Origin of the sequence: Mesorhizobium sp. M0029 (genome assembly GCF_040323735.1) — a bacterium.
In the GTDB taxonomy this organism is placed as follows: Bacteria; Pseudomonadota; Alphaproteobacteria; order Rhizobiales; family Rhizobiaceae; genus Mesorhizobium.
This window is the reverse complement of sequence record NZ_JAMYVF010000021.1, coordinates 80,573-102,554: the sequence shown is the minus strand read 5'-3', so window position 1 is coordinate 102,554 and position 21,982 is coordinate 80,573. Positions and strand designations below refer to the sequence as shown.

The 21,982-nt window shown below is 61.8% G+C and carries 22 protein-coding genes; 8 read left to right on the top strand and 14 right to left on the bottom strand.

Translation table 11 applies throughout. The annotated features are described in order from the left end of the window. Window positions 1-2 precede the first annotated feature (2 nt). Both NKJ76_RS27195 and NKJ76_RS27190 read right to left on the bottom strand, forming a co-directional pair. A complete protein-coding gene (locus NKJ76_RS27195; RefSeq protein WP_352538793.1) occupies window positions 3-455 on the bottom strand; it encodes an RbsD/FucU family protein in 453 nt (150 codons plus the stop codon). Window positions 456-496: 41 nt separating this feature from the next. Continuing rightward, window positions 497-1,549, bottom strand: coding sequence for an ABC transporter ATP-binding protein (locus tag NKJ76_RS27190; RefSeq protein WP_352538792.1), 1,053 nt, complete (start codon window positions 1,547-1,549; stop codon window positions 497-499). Between the two features lie 273 nt (window positions 1,550-1,822). On the opposite strand from NKJ76_RS27190, the gene NKJ76_RS27185 reads away from it, so the two are divergent. From NKJ76_RS27185 to NKJ76_RS27175, 3 genes are all read left to right on the top strand, one after another. Next, window positions 1,823-3,487, top strand: a complete 1,665-nt coding sequence (locus tag NKJ76_RS27185) for an ABC transporter substrate-binding protein (protein WP_023682299.1) — start codon at window positions 1,823-1,825, stop codon at window positions 3,485-3,487. A 98-nt stretch (window positions 3,488-3,585) separates the two neighbouring features. Further along, window positions 3,586-4,701 carry a carbohydrate ABC transporter permease gene (locus tag NKJ76_RS27180; protein WP_023689462.1) on the top strand — a complete coding sequence of 372 codons (1,116 nt, stop codon included), beginning with the start codon at window positions 3,586-3,588 and terminating at the stop codon, window positions 4,699-4,701. Window positions 4,702-4,710: 9 nt separating this feature from the next. Next, window positions 4,711-5,628 (top strand): carbohydrate ABC transporter permease, encoded by a 918-nt coding sequence (locus NKJ76_RS27175; protein ID WP_023669427.1) that lies wholly within the window; start codon window positions 4,711-4,713, stop codon window positions 5,626-5,628. 112 nt (window positions 5,629-5,740) lie between these two features. On the opposite strand, the gene NKJ76_RS27170 is transcribed toward NKJ76_RS27175, so the two are convergent. Continuing rightward, a complete protein-coding gene (locus NKJ76_RS27170; RefSeq protein ID WP_352538791.1) occupies window positions 5,741-6,484 on the bottom strand; it encodes a creatininase family protein in 744 nt (247 codons plus the stop codon). 3 nt (window positions 6,485-6,487) lie between these two features. Further along, on the bottom strand, window positions 6,488-7,054 hold the full coding sequence (locus NKJ76_RS27165) for an SIS domain-containing protein (protein WP_352538790.1): 567 nt from the start codon (window positions 7,052-7,054) through the stop codon (window positions 6,488-6,490). 183 nt (window positions 7,055-7,237) lie between these two features. On the opposite strand from NKJ76_RS27165, the gene NKJ76_RS27160 reads away from it, so the two are divergent. Further along, window positions 7,238-8,260, top strand: coding sequence for an aldo/keto reductase (locus NKJ76_RS27160; protein ID WP_352538789.1), 1,023 nt, complete (start codon window positions 7,238-7,240; stop codon window positions 8,258-8,260). Between the two features lie 100 nt (window positions 8,261-8,360). On the opposite strand, the gene NKJ76_RS27155 is transcribed toward NKJ76_RS27160, so the two are convergent. The 4 genes from NKJ76_RS27155 to clpP all read right to left on the bottom strand — a co-directional run bounded on the left by NKJ76_RS27155 (window position 8,361) and on the right by clpP (window position 13,714). Then, a complete protein-coding gene (locus NKJ76_RS27155; protein WP_023669423.1) occupies window positions 8,361-8,633 on the bottom strand; it encodes an HU family DNA-binding protein in 273 nt (90 codons plus the stop codon). 196 nt (window positions 8,634-8,829) lie between these two features. Further along, window positions 8,830-11,241, bottom strand: a complete 2,412-nt coding sequence (lon, locus tag NKJ76_RS27150) for an endopeptidase La (protein WP_023682304.1) — start codon at window positions 11,239-11,241, stop codon at window positions 8,830-8,832. A gap of 273 nt (window positions 11,242-11,514) precedes the next feature. Continuing rightward, window positions 11,515-12,789 (bottom strand): ATP-dependent Clp protease ATP-binding subunit ClpX, encoded by a 1,275-nt coding sequence (clpX, locus tag NKJ76_RS27145; protein WP_023682305.1) that lies wholly within the window; start codon window positions 12,787-12,789, stop codon window positions 11,515-11,517. 295 nt (window positions 12,790-13,084) lie between these two features. After that, window positions 13,085-13,714 carry an ATP-dependent Clp endopeptidase proteolytic subunit ClpP gene (gene clpP / locus NKJ76_RS27140; protein WP_023669420.1) on the bottom strand — a complete coding sequence of 210 codons (630 nt, stop codon included), beginning with the start codon at window positions 13,712-13,714 and terminating at the stop codon, window positions 13,085-13,087. Between the two features lie 307 nt (window positions 13,715-14,021). On the opposite strand from clpP, the gene NKJ76_RS27135 reads away from it, so the two are divergent. From NKJ76_RS27135 to NKJ76_RS27125, 3 genes are all read left to right on the top strand, one after another. Continuing rightward, window positions 14,022-14,612 carry a hypothetical protein gene (locus NKJ76_RS27135; RefSeq protein ID WP_023689466.1) on the top strand — a complete coding sequence of 197 codons (591 nt, stop codon included), beginning with the start codon at window positions 14,022-14,024 and terminating at the stop codon, window positions 14,610-14,612. 107 nt (window positions 14,613-14,719) lie between these two features. Continuing rightward, on the top strand, window positions 14,720-15,967 hold the full coding sequence (locus NKJ76_RS27130; RefSeq protein WP_352538788.1) for a cytochrome P450: 1,248 nt from the start codon (window positions 14,720-14,722) through the stop codon (window positions 15,965-15,967). Window positions 15,968-16,240: 273 nt separating this feature from the next. After that, window positions 16,241-16,693: a type 2 periplasmic-binding domain-containing protein gene (locus NKJ76_RS27125; RefSeq protein ID WP_245263056.1), complete on the top strand. Its 453-nt coding sequence runs from the start codon at window positions 16,241-16,243 to the stop codon at window positions 16,691-16,693. Between the two features lie 21 nt (window positions 16,694-16,714). On the opposite strand, the gene NKJ76_RS27120 is transcribed toward NKJ76_RS27125, so the two are convergent. The 6 genes from NKJ76_RS27120 to NKJ76_RS27095 form a co-directional block, all read right to left on the bottom strand. Then, window positions 16,715-17,047 (bottom strand): cupin domain-containing protein, encoded by a 333-nt coding sequence (locus tag NKJ76_RS27120; RefSeq protein ID WP_502902352.1) that lies wholly within the window; start codon window positions 17,045-17,047, stop codon window positions 16,715-16,717. A 156-nt stretch (window positions 17,048-17,203) separates the two neighbouring features. Continuing rightward, window positions 17,204-18,484 carry an O-acetylhomoserine aminocarboxypropyltransferase gene (locus NKJ76_RS27115; RefSeq protein WP_023682310.1) on the bottom strand — a complete coding sequence of 427 codons (1,281 nt, stop codon included), beginning with the start codon at window positions 18,482-18,484 and terminating at the stop codon, window positions 17,204-17,206. Between the two features lie 167 nt (window positions 18,485-18,651). Then, window positions 18,652-19,173, bottom strand: a complete 522-nt coding sequence (locus NKJ76_RS27110; RefSeq protein WP_023711525.1) for a CoA-binding protein — start codon at window positions 19,171-19,173, stop codon at window positions 18,652-18,654. Beyond that, entirely contained in the window at window positions 19,170-19,946 is a 777-nt protein-coding gene (locus NKJ76_RS27105) for an AAA family ATPase (protein WP_023682312.1), read from the bottom strand. The genes NKJ76_RS27110 and NKJ76_RS27105 overlap by 4 nt, the downstream gene beginning before the upstream one ends. An 8-nt stretch (window positions 19,947-19,954) precedes the next feature. Then, window positions 19,955-20,377, bottom strand: a complete 423-nt coding sequence (locus tag NKJ76_RS27100) for a VOC family protein (protein WP_023682313.1) — start codon at window positions 20,375-20,377, stop codon at window positions 19,955-19,957. A 12-nt stretch (window positions 20,378-20,389) separates the two neighbouring features. After that, entirely contained in the window at window positions 20,390-21,211 is an 822-nt protein-coding gene (locus NKJ76_RS27095) for an enoyl-CoA hydratase (protein ID WP_023669411.1), read from the bottom strand. 146 nt (window positions 21,212-21,357) lie between these two features. Here NKJ76_RS27095 and NKJ76_RS27090 point away from each other — a divergent pair, with 146 nt between their 5' ends. After that, window positions 21,358-21,822: a PaaI family thioesterase gene (locus NKJ76_RS27090; RefSeq protein ID WP_023743589.1), complete on the top strand. Its 465-nt coding sequence runs from the start codon at window positions 21,358-21,360 to the stop codon at window positions 21,820-21,822. Window positions 21,823-21,982 lie beyond the last annotated feature (160 nt).

Here is a 21,982-nt window from a genome sequence, read left to right as displayed (position 1 = left end):
CCCTACTCGGCGTCCGGCGGCACGACGCCCTTGCGAAAGGCGAAGCAGCCATAGAAGCGGCGCTCGCCGGTCTGGATGACGCAATAGGCTTTCTTGGCGCGCTCGTAGAAGGCATAGCGCTCGACCGAGATCATCGGCCAGGCCTTGCCTTCCGCCTTGTCGATCTCCTTCTGCACCTCTTTTTGCACCGGCGGGATCTCGTCCGGCTTGCCGACGATCTCCATGCGCGCGGCCGCATCGTCGACGAAAGTGTCCAGCGGACAGAGCGACAGCACCGCCTTGACCACATCGGCCGCCGAGGCGTCGATGTGCAGCAGCTTGCCGAGCACGGTCTGCTTTGCCACCGAATCGGCGGGGAAATTGGTGTCGGCGATGATCAGATCGTCGCCGTGTCCCATTGCCCTGAGCGCTTGGAGCACATCGGCATTGAGCAATGGGTTGATCCCTTTGAGCATGGCAGTCCTCGTCAAACAGTTTGGTCAAAGTTGATTGGAAATCAGAGCCGGTTGCCCGTCTCGGCGTCGAAGAGATGGACCTGGTCGAGGCGCGGCTTGAGATTGAGCGTGTCGCCGGGCTTGAAGTCGTGGCGCTCGCGAAACAGCGCCACCATCTCGCCCTCGCCGAAACGTACGAAGACCAGCGTTTCGGAACCGGTCGGTTCGACCACCGAGATTTTTGCCGGCACGCCGTCGGGATGAATTTCGAGATGCTCGGGCCGCACGCCATAGACCACGGCCTGGCCCTCCTTGGCGGCGCTGCCGGCCGCAATCGGGAACAGCGTGCCTGCTATCTCGACCTTGTCGCCCTTGCGCACCACGCCTTTGAGCAGGTTCATCGACGGCGAGCCGATGAAGCCGGCGACAAACAGATTGGCCGGCCGGTCGAACAATTCCAACGGCGCGCCGACTTGCTCGATGCGGCCGTCGCGCATGACCACGATCTTGTCGGCCATGGTCATGGCCTCGATCTGATCGTGGGTGACGTAGATGGTGGTGGTCTTCAGCCGCTGGTGCAGTTCCTTGATCTCGGTGCGCATCTGCACGCGCAGCTTGGCGTCGAGATTGGAGAGCGGCTCGTCGAACAGGAAGACCTGCGGATTGCGCACGATGGCGCGGCCCATGGCGACGCGCTGGCGCTGGCCGCCGGATAGCTGGCGCGGATAACGTTTCAGGTACGGATTGAGGTCGAGAATGTCGGCGGCGCGCTTGACCCGCTCGGCGACCACGGCTGGATCGGTCTTGCGCAGCTTCAGCGCAAACGCCATGTTCTGCTCCACCGTCTTGTGCGGATAGAGCGCGTAGTTCTGGAACACCATGGCGATGTCGCGCTTGGCCGGCGGCAGATTGTTGACGATGCGCTCGCCAATGGCGATCGTGCCGCCGGAGACGGTCTCCAGCCCGGCCACCATCCTGAGCAGCGTGGACTTGCCGCAGCCCGACGGGCCGACCAACACCACGAACTGGCCATCGGCGATATCGACGCTGACCTCGTGCAGGACCTTGACGGTTCCGAACGCCTTGGCCACATTGCTGATCGCGACTTGAGCCATCGTCCCCCCTTTTCTCGCGGTGAAGCTAGCCATTGCCAACGGCAAGGGCAAGTCGGTATGTTATCGATAAAAAGCCATTCGTGTTGACAAGGTAATCGATTACGCAAATATTAGCTGTTGCCAATCCGGCAGTCGGATTTTTATCCGGAAATCGGAGCTCCAGGCGACGCAGGGTGGGGTCCCACGTCCCCGTATGATAAAGGAGAACCGCCGACGTTTCGGCGTCGGAGGGATTGGCATTTTAATTCACGACTGTTGTTCTGGGAGGAATAGATGAGAGTCGGTCTGTACGAAAAACTCGTCCGCGCGGGTGCCACCCGGCGTGACATACTCAAAGGCGCGGCCTCGATGGCCGCGATCGCCGCCGCATCGGGCGCTGGGCTCGGCGCTTTCACCCGCCCGGCTGAAGCCGCCAGCGAGCTACGCTCCAAAATTCTGCAGATCCCCGGCGTCGGCAAGGGTCAGCCGACGGATGCCGATTTCCAGAAGGTCGGCGAACTCTGCCTGGAAGCCACCAAGGCCAACGTCAAGGAAGGCGAATTCGCCGGCGTCGAGCTCACCTTCATGGGCCTCAACAACCAGAACCTGCACAATGTGCTGTTCCGCGGTTTCCTGAAGCCGTGGGAGGCCTATACCGGCGCCAAGATCAGCTGGATCGACCTGGCGCAGGCCGACTACAATGCCCGCCTGCAGCAGTCGATCGCCACCGGCACCGTCGACTTCGATATCATCGAGATGGGCGCGCCCTTCGAAGGCGATGTCTGCGGCAAGGGCCTGACGTCCGAGATGCCCGACTGGGTCAAAGAGCAGATCGACATGAAGGATGTCGTGGCCTATCTGCAGCCGCCGGTCGGCACCTGGGACGGCAAGCAGTACCGGATCACCGTCGACGGCGATGCGCACAACTTCAATTACCGCACCGACGTGTTTGCCGATGCCGACCTCGCCAAGGCGTGGAAGGACGGCGGCGCGACCACCGAATGGGGCGTGCCGAAGACCTGGCAGGAAGTCCAGGCCGTCACAAAATTCCTCAAGGGCAAGAAGTTCAAGGACCAGGACGTCTTCGGCTATCTCGATGCGCCCAAGGCCTGGGGCGGTTTCGGCTTCTACTTCCTCGGCAGCCGCGCCACCGCCTATGCCAAGCATCCCGACGACAAGGCCTGGCTGTTCGATGCCGACACGATGAAGCCGCGCATCAACAACCCAGCCTGGGTGCGAGCCATCCAGGACGTCATCGACGCGCTGCCTTCGGAGCCCGCCGACCAGATCAACGCCGACCCGAACACGACAGCCTTCCAGCAGTTCCTGGCCGGCACCGGTTCGATGGTCACCTGGTGGGGCGACGTCGGCTCCAACGTCAAGACCAACGATAGCTCGGTCATCGGCGACGTCACCGGCTTCTCGATCCTGCCGGGGTCCGACGACGTCTACAATGCCAAGACCGGCGCTTGGGACAAGCTCGCCAGCGGCCCGAACTATGCGCCGAACTGCGCCTATCTCGGCTGGGGCGTCTATGTCATGGCCCGCGTCGACAGCGACGAAAAGAAGAAGAAAGCGGCATGGTCGGCCGCCGCTCATCTCGGCGGCAAGGACCTGTCAATCTGGACGGCGATGTATCCGTCCGGCTTCCAGCCCTACCGCAACTCGCATTTCGACATTCCCGAATGGGTGGCGGCAGGCTACGACGAGGCGTTCATCACCTCGTATCTGAAGTCGGAAGCCGACAGCTACAACCATCCGAACGCGGCGATCGAACCGCGCATCCCCGGCATCTTCCAGTACTATTCGGCTGCCGAGGACATTCTGGCTAACACATTCGCCGGCAAGATGAAGGCGCAGGAAGGCGCCGACGCCATTGCCGCGGCCTGGGAGAAGCTGACCGACCAGATCGGCCGCGAAAACCAGATCAAGCTCTACAAGGCCTCGCTCGGCGTGTAGGCTGATCCTATCGTGACAACAGGTCCGGCGGTGCAAGCCGCCGGACCTGACCGGCTCGGGCCGGTCGCAGGCTTGATTTTTTAAACGGACGGGGACGCGTGGCTGACCAGACCACCAATGCATGGCCGGCCAACGCCGGCCCAGCCGATCTGATCTCGCCGGCCCGCAAGCGGGCGGGTTTTGCCCTGATGGCGGCCGCCACGCTTGGCCTGCTGGCGGTGATCGCGTTTGAGATCCTCTACAAGAACGAGATCACCACGCTCGGCTTCGAGACCTGGCGTCCCATCGTCTATGCCTATGTTCTGTGGGGGGTGGCGCTCGGCATCGGCCAGGTGCTGACGCGCGGCGAGGACGGCCAGCGCGCGCTGTTCCTGCTGCCGGCGCTGCTGTTCACCATCGCCATGGTGATCTTCCCGACGCTGTTCGGCTTCTATATCGCGCTGACCGACTGGAACCTGTCGTCCTTTTCCGGCCGCAAGTTCAACGGGCTCGACAATTTCTGGCAGATGCTGGCCGATCCCTACTACCGCAACGCGCTGTTCAACATGGTGCTTTATGTGCTCGCCGTGCTGGTTGAGTATGTGATTGCCTTCGGCCTGGCGCTGCTGCTCAACGCGCAGATCCGGGCGCGCAAATTCTTTCGAGTCGTCTTCCTGATGCCGCTGATGCTGTCGCCGGTCGCGGTATCCTGGATGATCGGCAAATCGCTGATGGAATACCGTTTCGGGCCGGCGGCGACGCTGGCGCGCCATCTCGGCTGGGAAAACCCCGCCTTCTTCTCCAACCCGATCACCGCCCGCATCTCGATCATGGTGCTCGACGCCTGGACCTTCATCCCGTTCATGATGATCATGCTGCTGGCCGGCTTGCAGGCGATGTCGCGCGACGTGCTGGAAGCGGCGCGCGTCGATGGCGCCACGCCCTGGCAGACTTTCTGGCAGGTCACCTTCCCGCTGATGCTGCCGGTGTCGGTCACAGCGGTGATCCTGCGCATCATCTTCAAGTTGAAGCTCGCCGACATCATCATCACCGTGACCTCCGGCGGGCCCGGCGGCGCCACGGATTCGGTGTCGAGCTTCATCTACCGCGAATACCGCGACCGTTCGAATGTCGGCTACGGCACCATGCTGGCGATGGCCTATCTCGTCATCATCGTCGTGTTCGTGACCTGGCTGTTGAAATTCGCAAATCGCTTCGTGCGCAACGTGAACTGACGAGGCACAATGAGCGTCCAGACCACCGACTATGCTGCCTCGGAAATCCGCTCACCGCTAGGTTTTCTGGCCAATCGCATCTTCATCTATGGCGCGCTGGCGTTCTGGGCCTTCATCTGCCTGTTCCCGATCTACTGGACGATCACCACCTCGTTCAAGACCGCGGTCGACGTCACGCAAGGACACCTCATCCCGTTCGTCGACTTCCAGCCGGACTGGAAGGGCTGGCGCTCGCTCGGCCTGTCGCCGGATTCGATCTTCCAGACCTCGACGGTGCGCGAGGAGTTTTTCAAGCGCTTCATGAATTCGGTCATCACCTCGGTCGGCGCATCGAGCCTCGCCATCGTCATCGGCAGCCTCGCCGCCTATGGGCTGACCCGGTATCGCTATCAGTTCGCCTGGTTCAAGAACGAGGACATCTCCTTCTTCTTCCTGTCGCAGCTGATCCTGCCGCCGGTGGTGCTGGCCCTGCCCTTCCTGGTGCTTTACCGGGAAGTCGGCCTGCTCGACACCCGCATCGGCCTGATCCTGCTCTACACGCTGATGGTGCTGCCGATCGTCATCTGGATCATGCGCGACCAGTTCAACTCGATCCCCGTCGAGCTCGAGGAGGCAGCGCTGGTCGACGGCCTCTCGATCTGGGGCGCTTTTTTCCGCATCGTCATGCCGATTGCGCTGCCAGGCATGGTCGCCGCTTTCATCCTGGCGATGGTGCTGTGCTGGAACGAGTACTTTTTTGCGGCACTGCTGACCTCGACGGACGCCAAGACCATCCCGGTGATGGTGGCGAGCCAGACCGGCTCGCAAGGCATCAACTGGTGGTCGATGGCGGCGCTTGCCACCGCCGCGATCGCACCGCTGGCGGTCATCGGGATTGCGCTTGAACGCTATCTCATCATGGGCATGACGGCTGGCGCGGTGAAGTAGGCGAGAGGCAGCCCCCCATCGCTTCGTCATCCTAGGGCGAAGCAAGGAGCGAAGCGACGCGGCGCACACCCTAAGATAACGAAAATACGAAAGCCGCCCGACAATCTCGTAGCTAGCGCCTCAGGATTTCCCTGAGATGATCCATGATCATCGCCACGCCCTTCTGCCCAAGCTCCGCTGAGGCGTCCTTGCCACTCGCCGTGTACCAGCTTGTATTGTCCGTATAACGCCCGGCATCGACCGCTTCCGGACACAGCGCCAGCATCAGCGACGTCTCGCCGATGCCGGCATGATCGAACGGATACTTCCCGTTCATGGCAGCCGACATTAGCGGGTGCACCTGCACCCAGTTGAAGAAATTCTCGCCGGCGGCGTGCCCGGCATAATAATCGGCCATCTCGTCTGAGCCCCACCAGCCCTCGCCGCGCTGCTTCTCGAGGAAGCGGAAGATCGCCTGGCGGCCGGCGGCCTTGAAGGCGAGATCGGTCGGCATGCCGGCGGCAAAGTTCTCGGTCTGGTGGTGGATGATGGCGTTGATGTTACGAAAGCCGATGCGCAGCAGGCTGTAGAACAATTCTTCGGCGAACGGCGCCAGCTGGTTGCCGCCGACCTGCACCGAGCCGTTGCCTTCGGGTGCTGCCACCACATAGCTCGCCGCACCGTAGTAGAAAGCCGGCAGGATGACGATGTCGGCCTCCTTCTCGTAGAGCTCCAGCGTCTTGATGACGGCCAGCGTGTCCATGCCGACAGCCATGTGCTCGCCGTGATATTCGAGCACGCCGAGCGGGAGAGCGACCGGCCAGTTCTCGGCGATCGCCTTGCGGATCTGGTGCGGCAGCATCAGTTCGTAGCGCATGATCTATTCCATGTTGGTGTGGCGGGTGCGCATGGCCTCGGACGACTGGCCGGTCAGCGCCTTGAGCTTCAGCACCATCACCTCGAACAGCAGGAACAGCGCCCCTTCGAAGACCGAGCCCATCGGCAGCAGCGATGTCTTTTGCGGCCCCTGGTCACGCGCCATGGTCTGCGCCGGGATCAGCAATGTGAAGTCGGCAAGGGCGACCGCACTGCTGCCTGCCTCGGCGGTCAGCAAAAGCACGGTGGCGCCGGCCTTGCGGGCGACTTGCATCAAGGTGAGCACCGTCGTCGTCTCGCCCGGGCCGGAACTGACCAGGAAGACATCGGCTGCGCCAAGCGGTGGCGTGTTCATGTCGCCGACCACCGACACCTCAAGCCCGAGGTGATAGAGGCGCATGGCGAAACCCTTGAGCTGCAAGGCCTCGCGGCCGCAGCCATAGACGACGATCTTTTGCGCGCGGGCCAGGGTTTCGCAGGCGGTGTCGATGCCGGCTTCGTCGACGCGCGCCAGTACGGAGCCCAGCTCTTGCAGGGCCGTCGAAAACATATCCGAGCCGGCATTCGTCATGAGAGTCCCATCTGTCCGGCTGGGTTGTGGCCGGTGATTTCGGGTTGCGCGCTTTCGGAAAAAGGCTTGTTTTTGTTCATGCTATCACCGCGAAAATGCCTGTCCAACGGCCATGGCGGCTTTTGCTGAGCCAGCGGCGTGATAGTGTCATGTCAGACAATCAATCCAGGAAATCAGCACGACATGAAGACACGGCATTTCGACCGCATCGGCAATGGCGGCCTCGACTTCACCGAGCTTGGCTTCGGCAGCGCGCCGCTCGGCAACCTTTACCGCGCCGTCCCCGACGAGGATGCCAACGCGACGCTGGAGGCGGCGTGGGCGACCGGCTGCCGTTACTACGACACCGCGCCGCTCTATGGCCTGGGCCTTGCCGAAACACGCCTCAATGCCTTCCTGCGTGGTAGGAAGCGCGACGACTATGTGCTGTCGAGCAAGGTCGGTCGCCTGTTGCGCGCCTGCCCGCCGGAGGAACGAACCGGCATCGGCAAGTTCTTCGACACACCGACGCGCAAGGAGGTCTACGACTACAGCTATGACGGCGTCATGCGCTCGTTCGAGGCGTCGCTGGAACGGCTTGGCGTCGACCGCATCGACATCCTTTTCGTCCATGACCTCGACATCTTCACCCATGGCAGCAAGGAGGCGTCAGACCAGCGCATCGAGGAATTCATGGCCTCGGGCTACAACGGACTGGTTGCGCTGCGCGACCAGGGCGTGATCAAGGCCTTCGGCGGCGGCATCAACGAATGGGAGGTTTGCCAGACGCTGGCGGAGCGTGGCGACTTCGACCTGTTCCTGCTGGCCGGGCGCTACACGCTTCTGGAACAGGAAGCGCTTGCCACCTTCCTGCCGCTCTGTGAGCAACGCGGCATCGGCATCGTTCTCGGCGGTCCTTACAATTCCGGCATCCTGGCGACCGGGCCAAAGCCAGGCGCCTATTACAATTACTCCGAGGCGCCAAGGGACATCATGGAACGCGTCGGGCGCATCGAGGCCGTCTGCCAGCGCCGTGGCGTCAGGCTGATCGAGGCGGCGCTGCAGTTTCCGCTGCTGCACCCTTCCGTGGTGTCGGTCATCCCCGGCGGCCAGCGGCCGAGTGAAGTCGAAAGCAACCGCACCCTGCTCGATGCCAAGCTGCCCGCGGCGCTGTGGGCGGACCTCAAGCAGGAAGGCCTGATGCGCGCGGATGCGCCGGTGGGCTAACGGCCTGCCTCAGCGGGCTGACGGCCTGCCGCCTCGCCTTGGCATCGAGGCAAAAGAAAAGCCGGGCGAACCCGGCTTTTCAACATTCTCTGAAAAATTTTTAGTTGACCGCGTCCTTGAGGCCTTTGCCGGCCGAGAACTTCGGCACGGTACGCGCCGGAATCTTCACTTCCGCGCCAGTCTGCGGGTTGCGGCCAGTCGATGCCGCACGCTTGGAGACGGTGAAATTTCCGAAGCCGACGAGCCGTACATCGCCGCCCTTCTTCAGTTCGCCAGTGATGACGGAGAACACCGCCTCAACCGCCGACTGTGCGTCACCCTTCGAAATGCTCGCGGATTCAGCGACAGCGGAAACCAGTTCGTTCTTGTTCATAAAAATTCCCTTCCATGAGAAAACCGGAACTTTCGACTCATCCGGCAGGAGAGGGACTTTAGAAAGAAGCGCTCGCAAACCCAAGTCAAAAAGCCGGAAATAAGTTGAAAAAAGCCCGGAAAAGGTGGGTTTTTCACATGAAAAAGCCGGGCTCAAGGCCCGGCTCTCTCTTTGTGCACTGCAACTTTAGTAGTTTCTAATGTGCAAGCGACTTTCCAGCATCGTCAACGGTATCGGTGGAAGCCGGCGGATTGACCGGCTCGACCCACTCGATCGGCTCCGGCATGCGCACCAGCGCGTGCCTCAGAACCTCGCCGACACGTGAGACCGGAATGATCTCCATACCGTTCTTCACATTGTCCGGTATCTCCGCCAGATCCTTGGCGTTGTCTTCCGGGATCAGCACCTTCTTGATGCCGCCGCGCAATGCGGCGAGCAGCTTCTCCTTGAGGCCGCCGATCGGCAAGATGCGGCCGCGAAGCGTTATCTCGCCAGTCATCGCCACATCGGCCCGGACCGGAATACCAGTCATGACAGACACGATGGCTGTCGCCATGGCAGCACCTGCAGACGGACCGTCCTTCGGCGTGGCGCCTTCGGGCAAGTGGACGTGGATGTCACGCTTGTCGAACAGCGGCGGCTCGATGCCGAAATCGATGGCCCGCGAGCGGACATAAGAGGCCGCCGCCGAGATCGATTCCTTCATCACGTCGCGCAGATTGCCGGTCACCGTCATGCGGCCCTTGCCGGGCATCATGACGCCTTCGACCGTCAGCAGCTCGCCGCCGACTTCCGTCCAGGCAAGACCGGTGACGACACCGACCTGATCGTCAGCCTCGACCTGGCCGAAGCGGAAGCGCGGAACACCGAGGTAATCGGCGAGGTTCGCCGCCGTGATGCTCACCGTCTTCTTCTTCGTCTTCAGGATCTCGGTCACCGCCTTGCGCCCGAGTTTCATCAGCTCGCGCTCCAGGCTTCTGACGCCCGCTTCACGGGTGTAGGTCTGGATGATGCCGCGGATCGCGTCCTCGCCGACGGAGAATTCCTTCGGCTGCAGGGCATGGTCGCGGATCACCTTGGGCATCAGGTGACGCTTGGCGATCTCGATCTTCTCGTCCTCGGTGTAGCCGGCGATACGGATGATCTCCATGCGGTCCATCAGGGGCGCAGGGATGTTCAGCGTGTTCGCCGTCGTCACGAACATCACGCTCGACAGATCGTATTCGACCTCGAGGTAATGGTCCATGAACGTCGAGTTCTGCTCGGGATCGAGCACCTCGAGCAAGGCCGATGACGGATCGCCGCGGAAGTCCTGGCCCATCTTGTCGATCTCGTCGAGCAGGAAGAGCGGGTTAGACTTCTTGGCCTTCTTCATCGACTGGATGACCTTGCCGGGCATCGAACCGATATAGGTGCGGCGGTGACCACGGATCTCGGCCTCGTCACGCACGCCGCCAAGCGCCATGCGGATGAATTCGCGGCCGGTCGCCTTGGCGATCGATTTGCCGAGCGAGGTCTTGCCGACGCCGGGAGGGCCGACGAGGCACAGGATTGGCCCCTTCAGCTTCTTCTGGCGGCTTTGCACGGCGAGATACTCGACGATGCGGTCCTTGACCTTGTCGAGGCCGAAATGATCGGTGTCGAGCACGTTCTGCGCAAACGCCAGGTCCTGCTTGACCTTGGAGTTCTTGCCCCACGGGATCGACAGGATCCAGTCGAGATAATTGCGCACCACGGTCGATTCCGCCGACATCGGCGACATCGTCCGCAGCTTCTTCAACTCGGCTTCCGCCTTTTCGCGGGCCTCCTTGGAGAGCTTGGTCTTCTTGATGCGCGCCTCGATCTCGGCGGCCTCGTCGCGGCCGTCCTCGCCTTCGCCGAGCTCCTTCTGGATCGCCTTCATCTGCTCGTTGAGGTAATATTCGCGCTGCGTCTTCTCCATCTGGCGCTTGACGCGCGAGCGGATGCGCTTCTCCACCTGCAGGACGGAGATTTCGGCTTCCATGAAGCCCATCGCCTTTTCCAGCCGTTCCTTGACGGACAGCGTGGCCAGCATCTCCTGCTTCTCGGGGATCTTGATGGCGAGGTGCGAGGCAACCGTATCGGCGAGCTTGGAATAGTCGTCGATCTGGCTGGCGGCGCCCACCACTTCAGGCGAGATCTTCTTGTTCAGCTTGACGTAGTTTTCGAAGTCGGTGACGACCGAACGGGCGAGCGCCTCGACCTCGACCTCTTCCTCCTCCGGCTCGACCAGCGCCGTGGCGGTAGCTTCGTGGAAGTCCGGACGGTCGGTGAACGAGACGATCTTGGCACGCGAAGCGCCTTCGACCAGCACCTTGACGGTGCCGTCGGGCAGCTTCAGCAATTGCAGCACATTGGCGAGCGTGCCGATGTCGAAGATCGCATCGGGCTCGGGATCGTCATCGGCGGCATTCATCTGGGTGGCAAGCAGGATCTGCTTTTCCTGACCCATAACCTCTTCCAGCGCCTTGATCGACTTTTCACGCCCGACAAAGAGCGGAACGATCATGTGCGGGAACACCACGATGTCGCGCAGTGGGAGGACTGCGAAGACGCCGTCGCTGGGAGCCTTGGATATTTTGGCCATTGTCCAACCTTTCATGTCGCGGCCGCTAATCGAGCCAACCGCGAATCTCATATTAACGACCGGGGATCGTTCCGCCTACCACCGTTTGTGACGGGAGTTTTACAGCACAGAATTCGGCACCACGGCCTTCCGATGTTAGTTGGATGCACGAGGGGCAAAGATCAAGGGTCGACACGTTCGTTCATCCACTCCGTCACAAGGATCGGTACCTCACCACAGCAAAACGGCGCCCCGCGGGCGCCGTTCCATAAAAAGGTTAGGCCAGATGCCAGATCAGGCGCTGACGTTGCCCTTCTTTTCCTTCTGCTCGGAATAGATGTAGAGCGGCCGGGCGCTGCCGGTCACCACTTCTTCCGAAATCACCACTTCGCGCACGCCTTCCAGGGCGGGCAGTTCGAACATGGTGTCGAGCAGGATCGCTTCCATGATCGAGCGGAGGCCACGGGCGCCGGTCTTGCGCTCGATGGCGCGCTTGGCGATCGCCGACAGCGCATTCTCATGGAAGGTCAGGTCGACACTCTCCATCTCGAACAGCCGCTGATACTGCTTGACCAGCGCGTTTTTCGGCTCGGTCAGGATCTGGATCAGCGCCGGCTCGTCGAGGTCTTCCAGCGTCGCCAGGACCGGCAGACGGCCGACAAACTCGGGGATGAGGCCGAACTTCAAGAGATCCTCGGGCTCGACCAGGCGGAACACGTCGCCGGTGCGACGATCCTCGGGCGAAGCCACGATGGCGCCGAAGCCGATGGAAGTCTTCCTGCCGCGATCCGAGATGATCTTGTCCAGCCCGGCGAAGGCGCCGCCGCAGATGAACAGGATGTTGGCGGTGTCGACCTGCAGGAACTCCTGCTGCGGATGCTTGCGGCCGCCCTGCGGCGGAACGGAGGCAACGGTGCCTTCCATGATCTTCAGAAGCGCCTGCTGCACACCCTCGCCCGACACGTCGCGGGTGATCGATGGGTTGTCGGACTTGCGCGAGATCTTGTCGATTTCATCGATGTAGACGATGCCGCGCTGGGCGCGCTCGACATTGTAGTCGGCCGACTGCAGCAGCTTCAGGATGATGTTTTCGACGTCCTCGCCGACGTAACCGGCTTCGGTCAGCGTCGTCGCGTCGGCCATGGTGAAGGGCACGTCGATGATGCGGGCCAGCGTCTGGGCAAGCAGCGTCTTGCCGCAGCCGGTCGGGCCGATCAGCAGGATGTTGGACTTCGCCAATTCGACGTCGTTGTTCTTGCCGGCATGCGCCAGGCGCTTGTAGTGGTTGTGGACAGCCACCGACAGCACGCGCTTGGCGTAGGGCTGGCCGATGACATAGTCGTCGAGAACCTTCAGGATCTCCTGCGGGGTCGGCACGCCCTCGCGCGACTTCACCATCGAGGTCTTGTTCTCCTCGCGGATGATGTCCATGCACAACTCGACGCACTCGTCGCAGATGAACACCGTTGGGCCGGCGATCAGCTTGCGCACCTCATGCTGGCTTTTGCCGCAAAACGAGCAATAAAGCGTGTTCTTCGAATCACCGCTGTTGTTGCCGACTTTGCTCATTTTCCTGTCCTTTCATGGCCGCCCGCCGATGGTCTGGCTGAAAGGGCGCATATTCTATCTATCGCGGGAATTCGCCGCCGCCAGTGTCCCGGCTCCCGCAACGCATTCCGTACGAAACACAAATCAGAAAACGTCGCAATGATTCGCGCCAACCCTGCACAAAGCTAAGCCGTCGAAAATCAACATAGCCTTAACGTAGGCAATCCCATCCACCGAGGGAACAGCCAATTGTGGCCGAAATGCCGCAAATCCCAGCAAAAGCGCGTTATCCCGCCATCCAACTGCCATGCAGCGCTTATGCCACAGCGCCTTCGACCGGCTCGCGCGACGAAATGACCTTGTCGATGAGGCCGAAATCCTTGGCTTCGTCGGCGGTCATGAAATGGTCGCGGTCAAGCGTCTTTTCAATGTCTTCGTAGCTCTTGCCGGTGTGTTTGACGTAGACCTCGTTGAGGCGGCGCTTCAGCTTGATGATGTCCTGTGCGTGCCGCTCGATGTCGGAGGCCTGGCCCTGGAAACCGCCGGAAGGCTGGTGAACCATGATACGGGCGTTCGGCGTGGCAAAACGCATGTCCTTGTGGCCGGCGGTCAGAAGCAGCGAGCCCATCGACGCCGCCTGGCCGATGCACAGCGTCGACACTGCCGGCTTGATGAACTGCATGGTGTCGTAGATCGCCATGCCCGAGGTCACCACGCCGCCCGGCGAGTTGATGTAGAGATTGATCTCTTTCTTCGGGTTCTCGGCCTCGAGGAACAAAAGCTGTGCACAAACCAGCGTCGCCATACCGTCTTCGACCGGGCCGGTGATGAAAATGATGCGCTCTTTCAGCAGGCGCGAGAAAATGTCGTAGGCCCGCTCGCCGCGATTGGTCTGCTCGACCACCATCGGAACGAGGTTCATGTAGGTTTCGACGGGGTTCTTCATGGACTACCCTTTTTGGAGATGGGGATTCCGGCGCCGGGAAATCGGGCAGAATCGGTTCTTGATGGTTAGAATGTAAATAGGATGCCGGCTCACCCTAGCGCAAGGCCGCCTCTCCTAGCCATCTGGTTAAGTCGAATCAAGGTTTCCGCGCAAGGAAAGTCCGAACGCGGCCAGCGGCGTTTTTGCGGTGTAGCAATTCCTTAACCGCGTCGCTTAACGAAATGCGGCGAAACCGCTTTCCCCGGAGAACCTTCCCCTACAGTTCAACGTTGAACCTCACGTTTCGGGTTCAAACAGGGGGAGTGCCATGATCAGGAAAACTGCTTGCCTCGCCATCTCCGGCCTTGCCGGTCTCGGCATGGTGTCCGATGCGGTTGCCGGCGGCCGGGCCGCCGAATGCTATGAGCCGGTGCACAGGCCGGCGCTCTATGACACCGTCTATGAAGACGTCATGGTCAGTCCCGGCGGGCAGTTGGTCGACTATGATCCGCCGATCTATGGCACCATGGAGCGCGTCGAGCAGATCGCGCCGCCCCGAGTCACCTATGACATCGTACCGGCGAGAACCCGCACCGTTTACCGCACGGTCCAGGTCGACGATGGCGGCTATGCCTGGGAATGGCGCGTCATCCACGGCCGCAAGGTGCTGTGCAAGGTGTGGCGCAAGGCCCGCTACGCGCGTGTGGCCGAAACGGTGGTGGTTGAACCGGAGCGCACCCGCCGGGTTGTGCTGCCGGCCGAATATGAGAGCGTCGCCCATGAAGTGCTGGTGCGGCCCGAGCGGCGGCACGTCACCCAGATAGCGCCGTCATACCAGAGGATGGCGCGCCGGGTGGTGGTGCAGGAAGGCTCGACCAGCTGGCGCCGCGTGCATATTGCCAGGCATTGCGAGGATTAGACTTCGGTACTTCGCCGAGGTCCGCCTCGGTTGGCTCAATCCATAGGGCCGTCGGGTGCCAACATCCGGTCTGGCACCAAGCCGGCAAGCCGCGGTAATGGTCTGGCATGACCACATCCATGCCGCCCTACCTCGCCTTTGATCCAGCCACGCGCCGCCTGCGGCTCGATCCGCACGAACCGGCGTTTTTCCAGAACCCCTACGACGCCTATGCCGTCCTGCATGGCGCATCGAATGCCTTCTTCTGGGAGGAATTCGGCTTCTGGTGCTTTGGCGGCTTCGACGACGTCAACCGGCTGTTGCGCGACCGCCGCTTCGGTCGCCAGAACCCGGCCGGCATTCCCGACAGCCGCGGCATCGGCGAGGATCGCTCGCACCTCATCGCCTTCGACGGCATCGAGACCAATTCGATGCTGGAGCTGGAGCCGCCGGTGCACACCAGGCTCAGAACCCTGGTCAACCGCGCCTTCGTCTCGCGCCAGGTAGAGCAGCTGAGACCGCGCGTCGAAGCGCTGGCCAATGAACTGATCGACCGTTTCGAACCGCGCCAGGTCGATCTATTGCCCAGCTTCGCCGCGCCTTTGCCGATCACCATCATTGCCGGAATGCTTGGCGTGCCGGTGGAAATGGGGCCGCAACTGCTCGACTGGTCGCACCGGATGGTGGCCATGTACATGCATGGCCGGACGCGCGAGACCGAGGAAGCGGCCAATCGCGCCGCGCGCGATTTTTCCGACTTTTTGCGTGGCTATGTCGCTGAGCGGCGCAAGAAGCCTGGCGACGACCTGCTGTCGCTGCTGATCGCGGCGCAAGAGGATGGCCAGAAGCTGTCGGAAGACGAGTTGGTCTCGTCCGCCGTTCTGTTGCTCAATGCCGGCCACGAGGCGACCGTCCATCAAACCGGCAACGCCGTGCGCACGTTGCTGGCGCAAGGCGACGACCCCGGCCGTTTCTTCACCTCGCCGGAAGCAACCGCTGCGACGGTCGAGGAGTGCCTGCGCTTCGACGCGCCGCTGCACATGTTCACCCGCTACGCCTATCAGGAGGTCGAGGTGACATCCGGGGTTGTCGTACAACCGGGGGAGACGGTCGGCCTGCTGCTCGGCATGGCCAATCATGATCCGCTTGCCCTTGCCGAACCTGGCGCCTTCCGGCCCGGCCGACCAGACCAGAAGAATGTCTCGTTCGGCGCCGGTATCCATTTCTGCATCGGTGCGCCGCTGGCGCGGCTGGAGTTGCAGGTGTCGCTGAAAACCCTGTTCGAGCGGCAGCCGCAACTCCATCTTGCGGAGCAGCCGCGCTTCCGCGACACCTATCATTTCCATGGGCTGGAAAGGCTCATTGTGAGCTTGTGAGGACGGCGGAGCCGACGCATGCCCGAGAAAATGAGATTCGCCTTTCTACAGGAACCACCCTTCTGCTTTATCGACGGATCGGGACGTCTGGGCGGCAGCGATGCCCAACTGGCCAAGAGGTCTGCCTGACGCTCGGGCTGGAACTTTTGCCCATCGAGACCGAGTTTGCCGAGCTGCTGCCTGGGTTTGCCGAAGATCGGTGGGACATAACCACCGGCCCTGTTCATTTCCGACGACCGCCGGAAGCTGGTCGACTTCACAAGGCCGATCTGGATGCTGGCGGATGGATTGCTGGTCGCGAAAGACAATCCCCGCGCCTTCGATAGCTATCGGTCCGTCGCCAATGATCGGACGGCGCTGATCGGCGTCATATCGGGCCAGATCCAGCACCGGACGGCCCTGCAAAACGCTATTCAGCCCGAACGGCTAAGGATATTTGCCACTCAGGCCGAAGCAGCTAACGCCGTCGCGGCCGGCGTAGTGCATGCCTATGCGAGTGCAGCGCTCGCGCATCGCGGCTATCTGAGCCGGCGACCCGACGCGCCTCTCGACGTCCCGACAGTCGAAAAACAGCCAGCGCCCGGCGCTTTCGCTCTCGCCAAAGGCAGTGCCACCCTGCTCCAGCGCGTCGATTTATGTCTCAGTGATTTGCTTGGAAGTCCCTGGCACAGGGAGATGATGAGCGGATACGGCTTTTCCGACACTGACATCGATCGGCTTTTGTGAAGTCCAAGCGCGACCGAGCGGTCAGAGCTTGATCACATACTCCTTGCGGGTCGTTTCAAGCACTTCCCAGCTGCCCCTGAAGCCTGGCCTGAGCACGAAGCTGTCGCCGGCCCGGACCGTGCGCGCCTCGCCGCCATCCTCGGCAACCACCGAGACGCCGGACAGGATGTGGCAGAACTCCCATTCGTCATATTCGATGCGCCATTTGCCCGGCGTCGCTTCCCAGATGCCGGCATAGAGCCCGCCGTCGCGCTCCTCGACATTCCAGGTGCGGAACTTCGGATCGCCCGCAATCAGACGATCCGGCGCCGGGGCGCCAATCTCGGCGTCGACGCTGTCGGTCGATATTGCCAAGTAATGCGCGGACAGGGTTTGCCTCCAACAGATTAGTGAGTAGTGAGCGGAAAGCGCTCCCTCGAGCGGGTGGCTAATCACTAATCACTGCTAACTAGTTAATACCGACTACTACTCACTACTCACTACTCACTACTCACTACTCACTTCAAAAAATCAAACCTTGGCCAAAGCCTGTTCCAGATCGGCGACGATGTCGTTGACATCCTCGATGCCGACGGAAAGCCGGACCGTGTCCGGTCCCGCACCCGCCTTGACCTTCTGCTCGTCGGAAAGCTGGCGATGCGTGGTCGATGCCGGATGGATGACCAGCGACTTGGTGTCGCCGACATTGGCGAGGTGCGAGAACAGTTCGAGCGCCTCGACGAACTTGATGCCGGCCTCGTAGCCGCCCTTCAGGCCGAAGGTGAAGACAGCACCGGCGCCTTGCGGCGAGTATTTCTTCTGCAGCGCGTTGTTCTTGTCGCTGGGCAGGCCGGGATAGTTGACCCAGGCGACCTTGGGGTGGTTGGACAGCCAGCCGGCTACGGTGATCGCATTGTCGCAATGGCGTTGCATCCTGAGCGGCAAGGTCTCCAGCCCGGTCAGGATCAGGAAGGCATTGAACGGCGAAATCGCCGGGCCGATGTCACGCAGGCCAAGCACGCGCGCGGCGATGGCGAAGGCGAAATTGCCGAAGGTTTCGTGCAGGACAAGGCCGCCATATTCGGGGCGCGGCTCCGACAGCATCGGATATTTGCCGGATTTCGACCAGTCGAACGTGCCGCCATCGACGATGGCGCCGCCGATCGAATTGCCGTGGCCGCCGATGAACTTGGTCAGCGAATGGACGACGATGTCGGCGCCATGCTCGATCGGCCGCACCAGATAGGGCGAGGCCAGCGTGTTGTCGACGATGAGCGGCAAGCCGTGCTTGCGGGCGATGTCGCCGATTTTCTCTATGTCGACGAAGGTGCCGCCGGGATTGGCCAGGCTCTCGATGAAGATCGCCTTGGTCTTGTCGTCTATCTGGCTTTCGAAGGTGGAGACGTCGTTGGTGTCGGCCCAACGCACCTCCCAGCCGAAATTCTTGAAGGCATGGCCGAACTGATTGATCGAACCACCGTAAAGCCTTGTGGCGGCGACGAAATTATCGCCAGGCCGCATGAGATTGTGGAACACGATCACCTGTGCGGCATGGCCGGAAGCAACGGCAAGTGCAGCCGTGCCGCCTTCGAGCGCCGCGATCCGCTCTTCCAGCACCGCCTGGGTCGGGTTCATGATGCGGGTGTAGATGTTGCCGAAGGCCTTCAGCCCGAACAGCGAGGCGGCATGGTCGGCATCGTCGAACACAAAGGAGGTCGTCTGGTAGATCGGCGTGGCGCGTGCGCCCGTTGCCGGGTCGGGCTTGGCGCCGGCATGGACGGCGAGCGTGTTGAAACCGGGCGTGCGGGTCATCGAAAACCTCCCTGAGCGGTAAACGTGTGAATGGTGAAATGATGAATGGTGAGCGATAAATGGTGGTCGCAAAGTCGGCCAGTCCCACCTTGATTGCAAGCCGCTCATATGCGGCTTTACCCGGCTTCCAGGAAAATCCTTCTATTCACCATTCACCATTCACTGCCTTACTTCTGGCGCACACCGAAACTCTGGAATCCCGACCGCATCAGCGGCTTCTTCGACGACAGCACACCGGAGTTGACGCCGGTCCAGCCGATCTCGCCCGACAGCTTGCCATATTCGATCTTCGGGCAGCGGTTCATCACCACCTTGATACCGGCCGCCTCGGCACGCGCGGCCGCCTCGTCGTCGCGCACGCCAAGCTGCATCCAGATCACCTTCGGCAAGGGGTCGAGCTTCAGCACCTCATCTACAATGCCGGGCACCGATGCAGAGGCGCGAAAGATGTCGACCATGTCGACCGGCTCCGGCAGATCGGCAAGGCTGGCATAGGTCATGCGGCCGAGGATTTCCTTGCCGGCCTGCCCCGGATTGATCGGAAACACCGAAAAGCCCTTGGCCAGCAGATATTTCAGCACGAAAAAGCTCGGCCTGACATCGTTGGCCGACGCGCCGACCATGGCGATGGTCTTCACAGAATTGAGGATGCCGCCGATATAGGCATTGTCGTAGCTATCGTGATTCACTCGTCGGTCTCCCTCAGTGCTTCCTCCATAAAGGACTGCGGGTCCGTGCAGAAGTCGCGCATCATGCGAAAATGATCGGTATCGGTGAAATCTGTGGGGTCGAGGCCGAAGCGGCTGATGCGGAACAGCCGCGCGCCCGGACAGGCCATCAGCAGCGGCGAGTGCGTCGCCATGATCACTTGAGCCGTGCCGGACCGGTCCATGCGCCGCAGCATCTTCAGCAGCTCGATCTGCCGCGATGGCGACAGCGCGCTTTCGGGCTCGTCGAGGATGTAGATACCTTGCCGGCGGCAGCGCTCCTCGAAGAAGCGGATGAACCCTTCACCATGCGACCAGGACAGGAAATCCGGCGGCGCCCCGCCAGATTCCAGCGCCGCCTGATCGAGATAGCGGGCAACCGTGTAAAAAGATTCGGCGCGGAAGAACCAACCCGCTGTGACCTTCGGCAGCCAGTGGCCGCGCAACGTGTCGGCAAGCGCTGCACCACTCTCGTCGATGGCGCCGGAGTGGTCGACGGGCATGTAGCCCTTGCCGCCGCCGGCTTCGTCGTAACCGGCCACCGCGCCGATCGCTTCCAGCAGCGTCGATTTGCCGGTGCCGTTTTCGCCGACAATGATGGTGATCGGCGTGGTGAATTCGAGCTCGAATTCGCGGCCGCGGAACAGCGGCAGGTTCCAGGGATATTTTTCCCAATCTTCCACGCGCTCGGGGTCAATCAGGATGCGTTTGAGATAAGGCGCCTTAAGCCGGGTCAGTTGCTTGCGATAGCCCATGCGGACGCTCAATCCGGCAGCGAGATGGTGCCGTCATCCGCGATCGGGAAGGCCGGATTGTGCGCCACTTCCCAGACATGGCCGTCGGCATCGGCGAAATAGCCGTACCAGCCGCCCCAGAAGGCACGGCCGGCCGGCTTGACGATTGTGCCGCCGGCCTTCTCGGCTGCGGCCAAGACCTCGTCAACCTCGGCATCGGAGCGGGTGTTGTAGGCGAGGTAGACCGCCGACGGTGCTGCGGCGAAGGCAATGCCTGAATCCTCCTCGGCGCTTGGCCGCGGGAACAGGCCGAGAATGGCGCCGCCCATCTGGAAGAAGGCGACGCCATCGGTGATGCCGGCGTGGCGCTTCAGGCCCATGCCCTCGTAAAAGCGCACGGCGCGCTCGAGATCGTCGGTGGCGATGGTGATGATGGAGATGCGCGGTTCCATGGATCGAAAAGCCTATTCGTCCGTCCATTCCGGTTTACGCTTGCCGATGAAGGCGCCGATGCCTTCCTCGGCGTCGCGGGCCAGCATGTTCTCGACCATGACGCGGCCGGTATAGGCATACGCGTCCGCCAACCCCATCTCGGCCTGCGCGTAAAAGGCTTCCTTGCCGGTCTTGACCACCAGAGATGATTTGGAGGCAATGGTTTGCGCGTATTTGGTGACGATCTGATTCAGGTATTCGCGCGGCACGACGCGGTTAACCAGGCCGAATTCCTTGGCGGTTGCGGCATCGATGGTCTCGCCGGTGAGCAGCATTTCCATGGCGTGCTTGTGAGACACGTTGCGTGACAGCGCCACCATCGGCGTCGAACAAAACAGGCCGATATTGACGCCCGGCGTGCAGAAGGTCGCTTCATGCGAGGCAATGGCGAGGTCGCAACTGCCAACCAGTTGCAGCCCCGCAGCAGTGGCGAGGCCATCGACTTCGGCGATGATCGGGAGCGGATGGCGCACGATCTGCTGCATCAACGCCGCGCAAGCCGAAAATGTCTGCTCGAAAAACCCCTTGCCCTTGTCGGCGTCGGCGCGGCGCGCGGTCATTTCCTTGAGATCGTGACCGGCGCAGAAGACTTTCCCGGCGGCCGCCAAGACGATGACGCGGACCGATTTGTTGGCCTTGGCACGGTCGAGCTCGGCGCTCAATGCCGCCATGACGGAAAGCGACAAGGCATTGGCGGGCGGATTGGCGAGCGTCAGGCGCAGCACGCCCTTGTCCAGCCCGGCGATGACCGGCCCGTCTATGGCAACAGGTTTGATCGAAAGGATTTCGGCCATGACAAGGGTCTCCGCGATTCCGCCGGGCGCCGCCAGACTATCTAATATCGGATCGAGTTTCATCAACACCCATCGCTTGCGCCAGAGGTGTTGCCAGAAGCGCATCATTGCGTTCATACAGGCCCGGCATAGAACGAGAGACCGACATGCCCGCCCAGGACAATCTCAAGCCGGTGCTGACGGCGGCTGAAGTCAATGCGCTGATGGCCAGCGTCTACCCGCAGCTCAACGACGAGTTCACGTCGTATGAGGCGCTCGATGTGTTTCCGGGCGGCTGCACGGTGCGGCTCAACGCCAGCGAACGGCATTTGCGTCCCGGCGGCACGGTGTCCGGGCCCTCGCTGTTCACGCTGGCCGACATTGGCGGCTATGTCTGCGTGCTCAGCCATGCCGGGCCGGATGCGCTTTCGGTTACGGTCAACCTCAACATCAATTTCGTCCGCAAGGCCGAGGCCGGCCCGATCGACGGCCATTGCCGCATCCTGAAGCTGGGCAAGAGCCTGATGGTGTTCGATATCGACATCGTCGCCGGACCGAAGGAACACACGGTTGCGCATGCGACCGGCACCTATTCGATCCCGCCGAAGCTCGCCGCCGATGTGGTAAAATAATACCTTTTAGTCAAACCTTTGTTTTTATAGCACTTTACGAGCAGACGTGCTTTTCCCGCGCCTTGACGTGCCCACTCCCCTCGCCTATAAGCCGTCACGAAGCAGCGGCCCGCAAAGGCCGCCGTTTTGTTATTGGCGGCGGGCAAGTGTCTTGTCGCCA

Coding starts and splice junctions, on each gene's coding strand:
- lon (WP_023682304.1), bottom strand. CDS start 11,241: ATGGCCAAAATATCCAAGGCTCCCAGCGACGGCGTCTTCGCAGTCCTC.
- NKJ76_RS27160 (WP_352538789.1), top strand. CDS start 7,238: ATGAAGACACGGCATTTCGACCGCATCGGCAATGGCGGCCTCGACTTC.
- NKJ76_RS27090 (WP_023743589.1), top strand. CDS start 21,358: ATGCCCGCCCAGGACAATCTCAAGCCGGTGCTGACGGCGGCTGAAGTC.
- NKJ76_RS27195 (WP_352538793.1), bottom strand. CDS start 455: ATGCTCAAAGGGATCAACCCATTGCTCAATGCCGATGTGCTCCAAGCG.
- NKJ76_RS27190 (WP_352538792.1), bottom strand. CDS start 1,549: ATGGCTCAAGTCGCGATCAGCAATGTGGCCAAGGCGTTCGGAACCGTC.
- clpX (WP_023682305.1), bottom strand. CDS start 12,789: ATGAGCAAAGTCGGCAACAACAGCGGTGATTCGAAGAACACGCTTTAT.
- NKJ76_RS27095 (WP_023669411.1), bottom strand. CDS start 21,211: ATGGCCGAAATCCTTTCGATCAAACCTGTTGCCATAGACGGGCCGGTC.
- NKJ76_RS27100 (WP_023682313.1), bottom strand. CDS start 20,377: ATGGAACCGCGCATCTCCATCATCACCATCGCCACCGACGATCTCGAG.
- NKJ76_RS27155 (WP_023669423.1), bottom strand. CDS start 8,633: ATGAACAAGAACGAACTGGTTTCCGCTGTCGCTGAATCCGCGAGCATT.
- NKJ76_RS27130 (WP_352538788.1), top strand. CDS start 14,720: ATGACCACATCCATGCCGCCCTACCTCGCCTTTGATCCAGCCACGCGC.
- NKJ76_RS27165 (WP_352538790.1), bottom strand. CDS start 7,054: ATGACGAATGCCGGCTCGGATATGTTTTCGACGGCCCTGCAAGAGCTG.
- NKJ76_RS27135 (WP_023689466.1), top strand. CDS start 14,022: ATGATCAGGAAAACTGCTTGCCTCGCCATCTCCGGCCTTGCCGGTCTC.
- NKJ76_RS27185 (WP_023682299.1), top strand. CDS start 1,823: ATGAGAGTCGGTCTGTACGAAAAACTCGTCCGCGCGGGTGCCACCCGG.
- NKJ76_RS27125 (WP_245263056.1), top strand. CDS start 16,241: ATGCTGGCGGATGGATTGCTGGTCGCGAAAGACAATCCCCGCGCCTTC.
- clpP (WP_023669420.1), bottom strand. CDS start 13,714: ATGAAGAACCCCGTCGAAACCTACATGAACCTCGTTCCGATGGTGGTC.
- NKJ76_RS27175 (WP_023669427.1), top strand. CDS start 4,711: ATGAGCGTCCAGACCACCGACTATGCTGCCTCGGAAATCCGCTCACCG.
- NKJ76_RS27115 (WP_023682310.1), bottom strand. CDS start 18,484: ATGACCCGCACGCCCGGTTTCAACACGCTCGCCGTCCATGCCGGCGCC.
- NKJ76_RS27105 (WP_023682312.1), bottom strand. CDS start 19,946: ATGGGCTATCGCAAGCAACTGACCCGGCTTAAGGCGCCTTATCTCAAA.
- NKJ76_RS27170 (WP_352538791.1), bottom strand. CDS start 6,484: ATGCGCTACGAACTGATGCTGCCGCACCAGATCCGCAAGGCGATCGCC.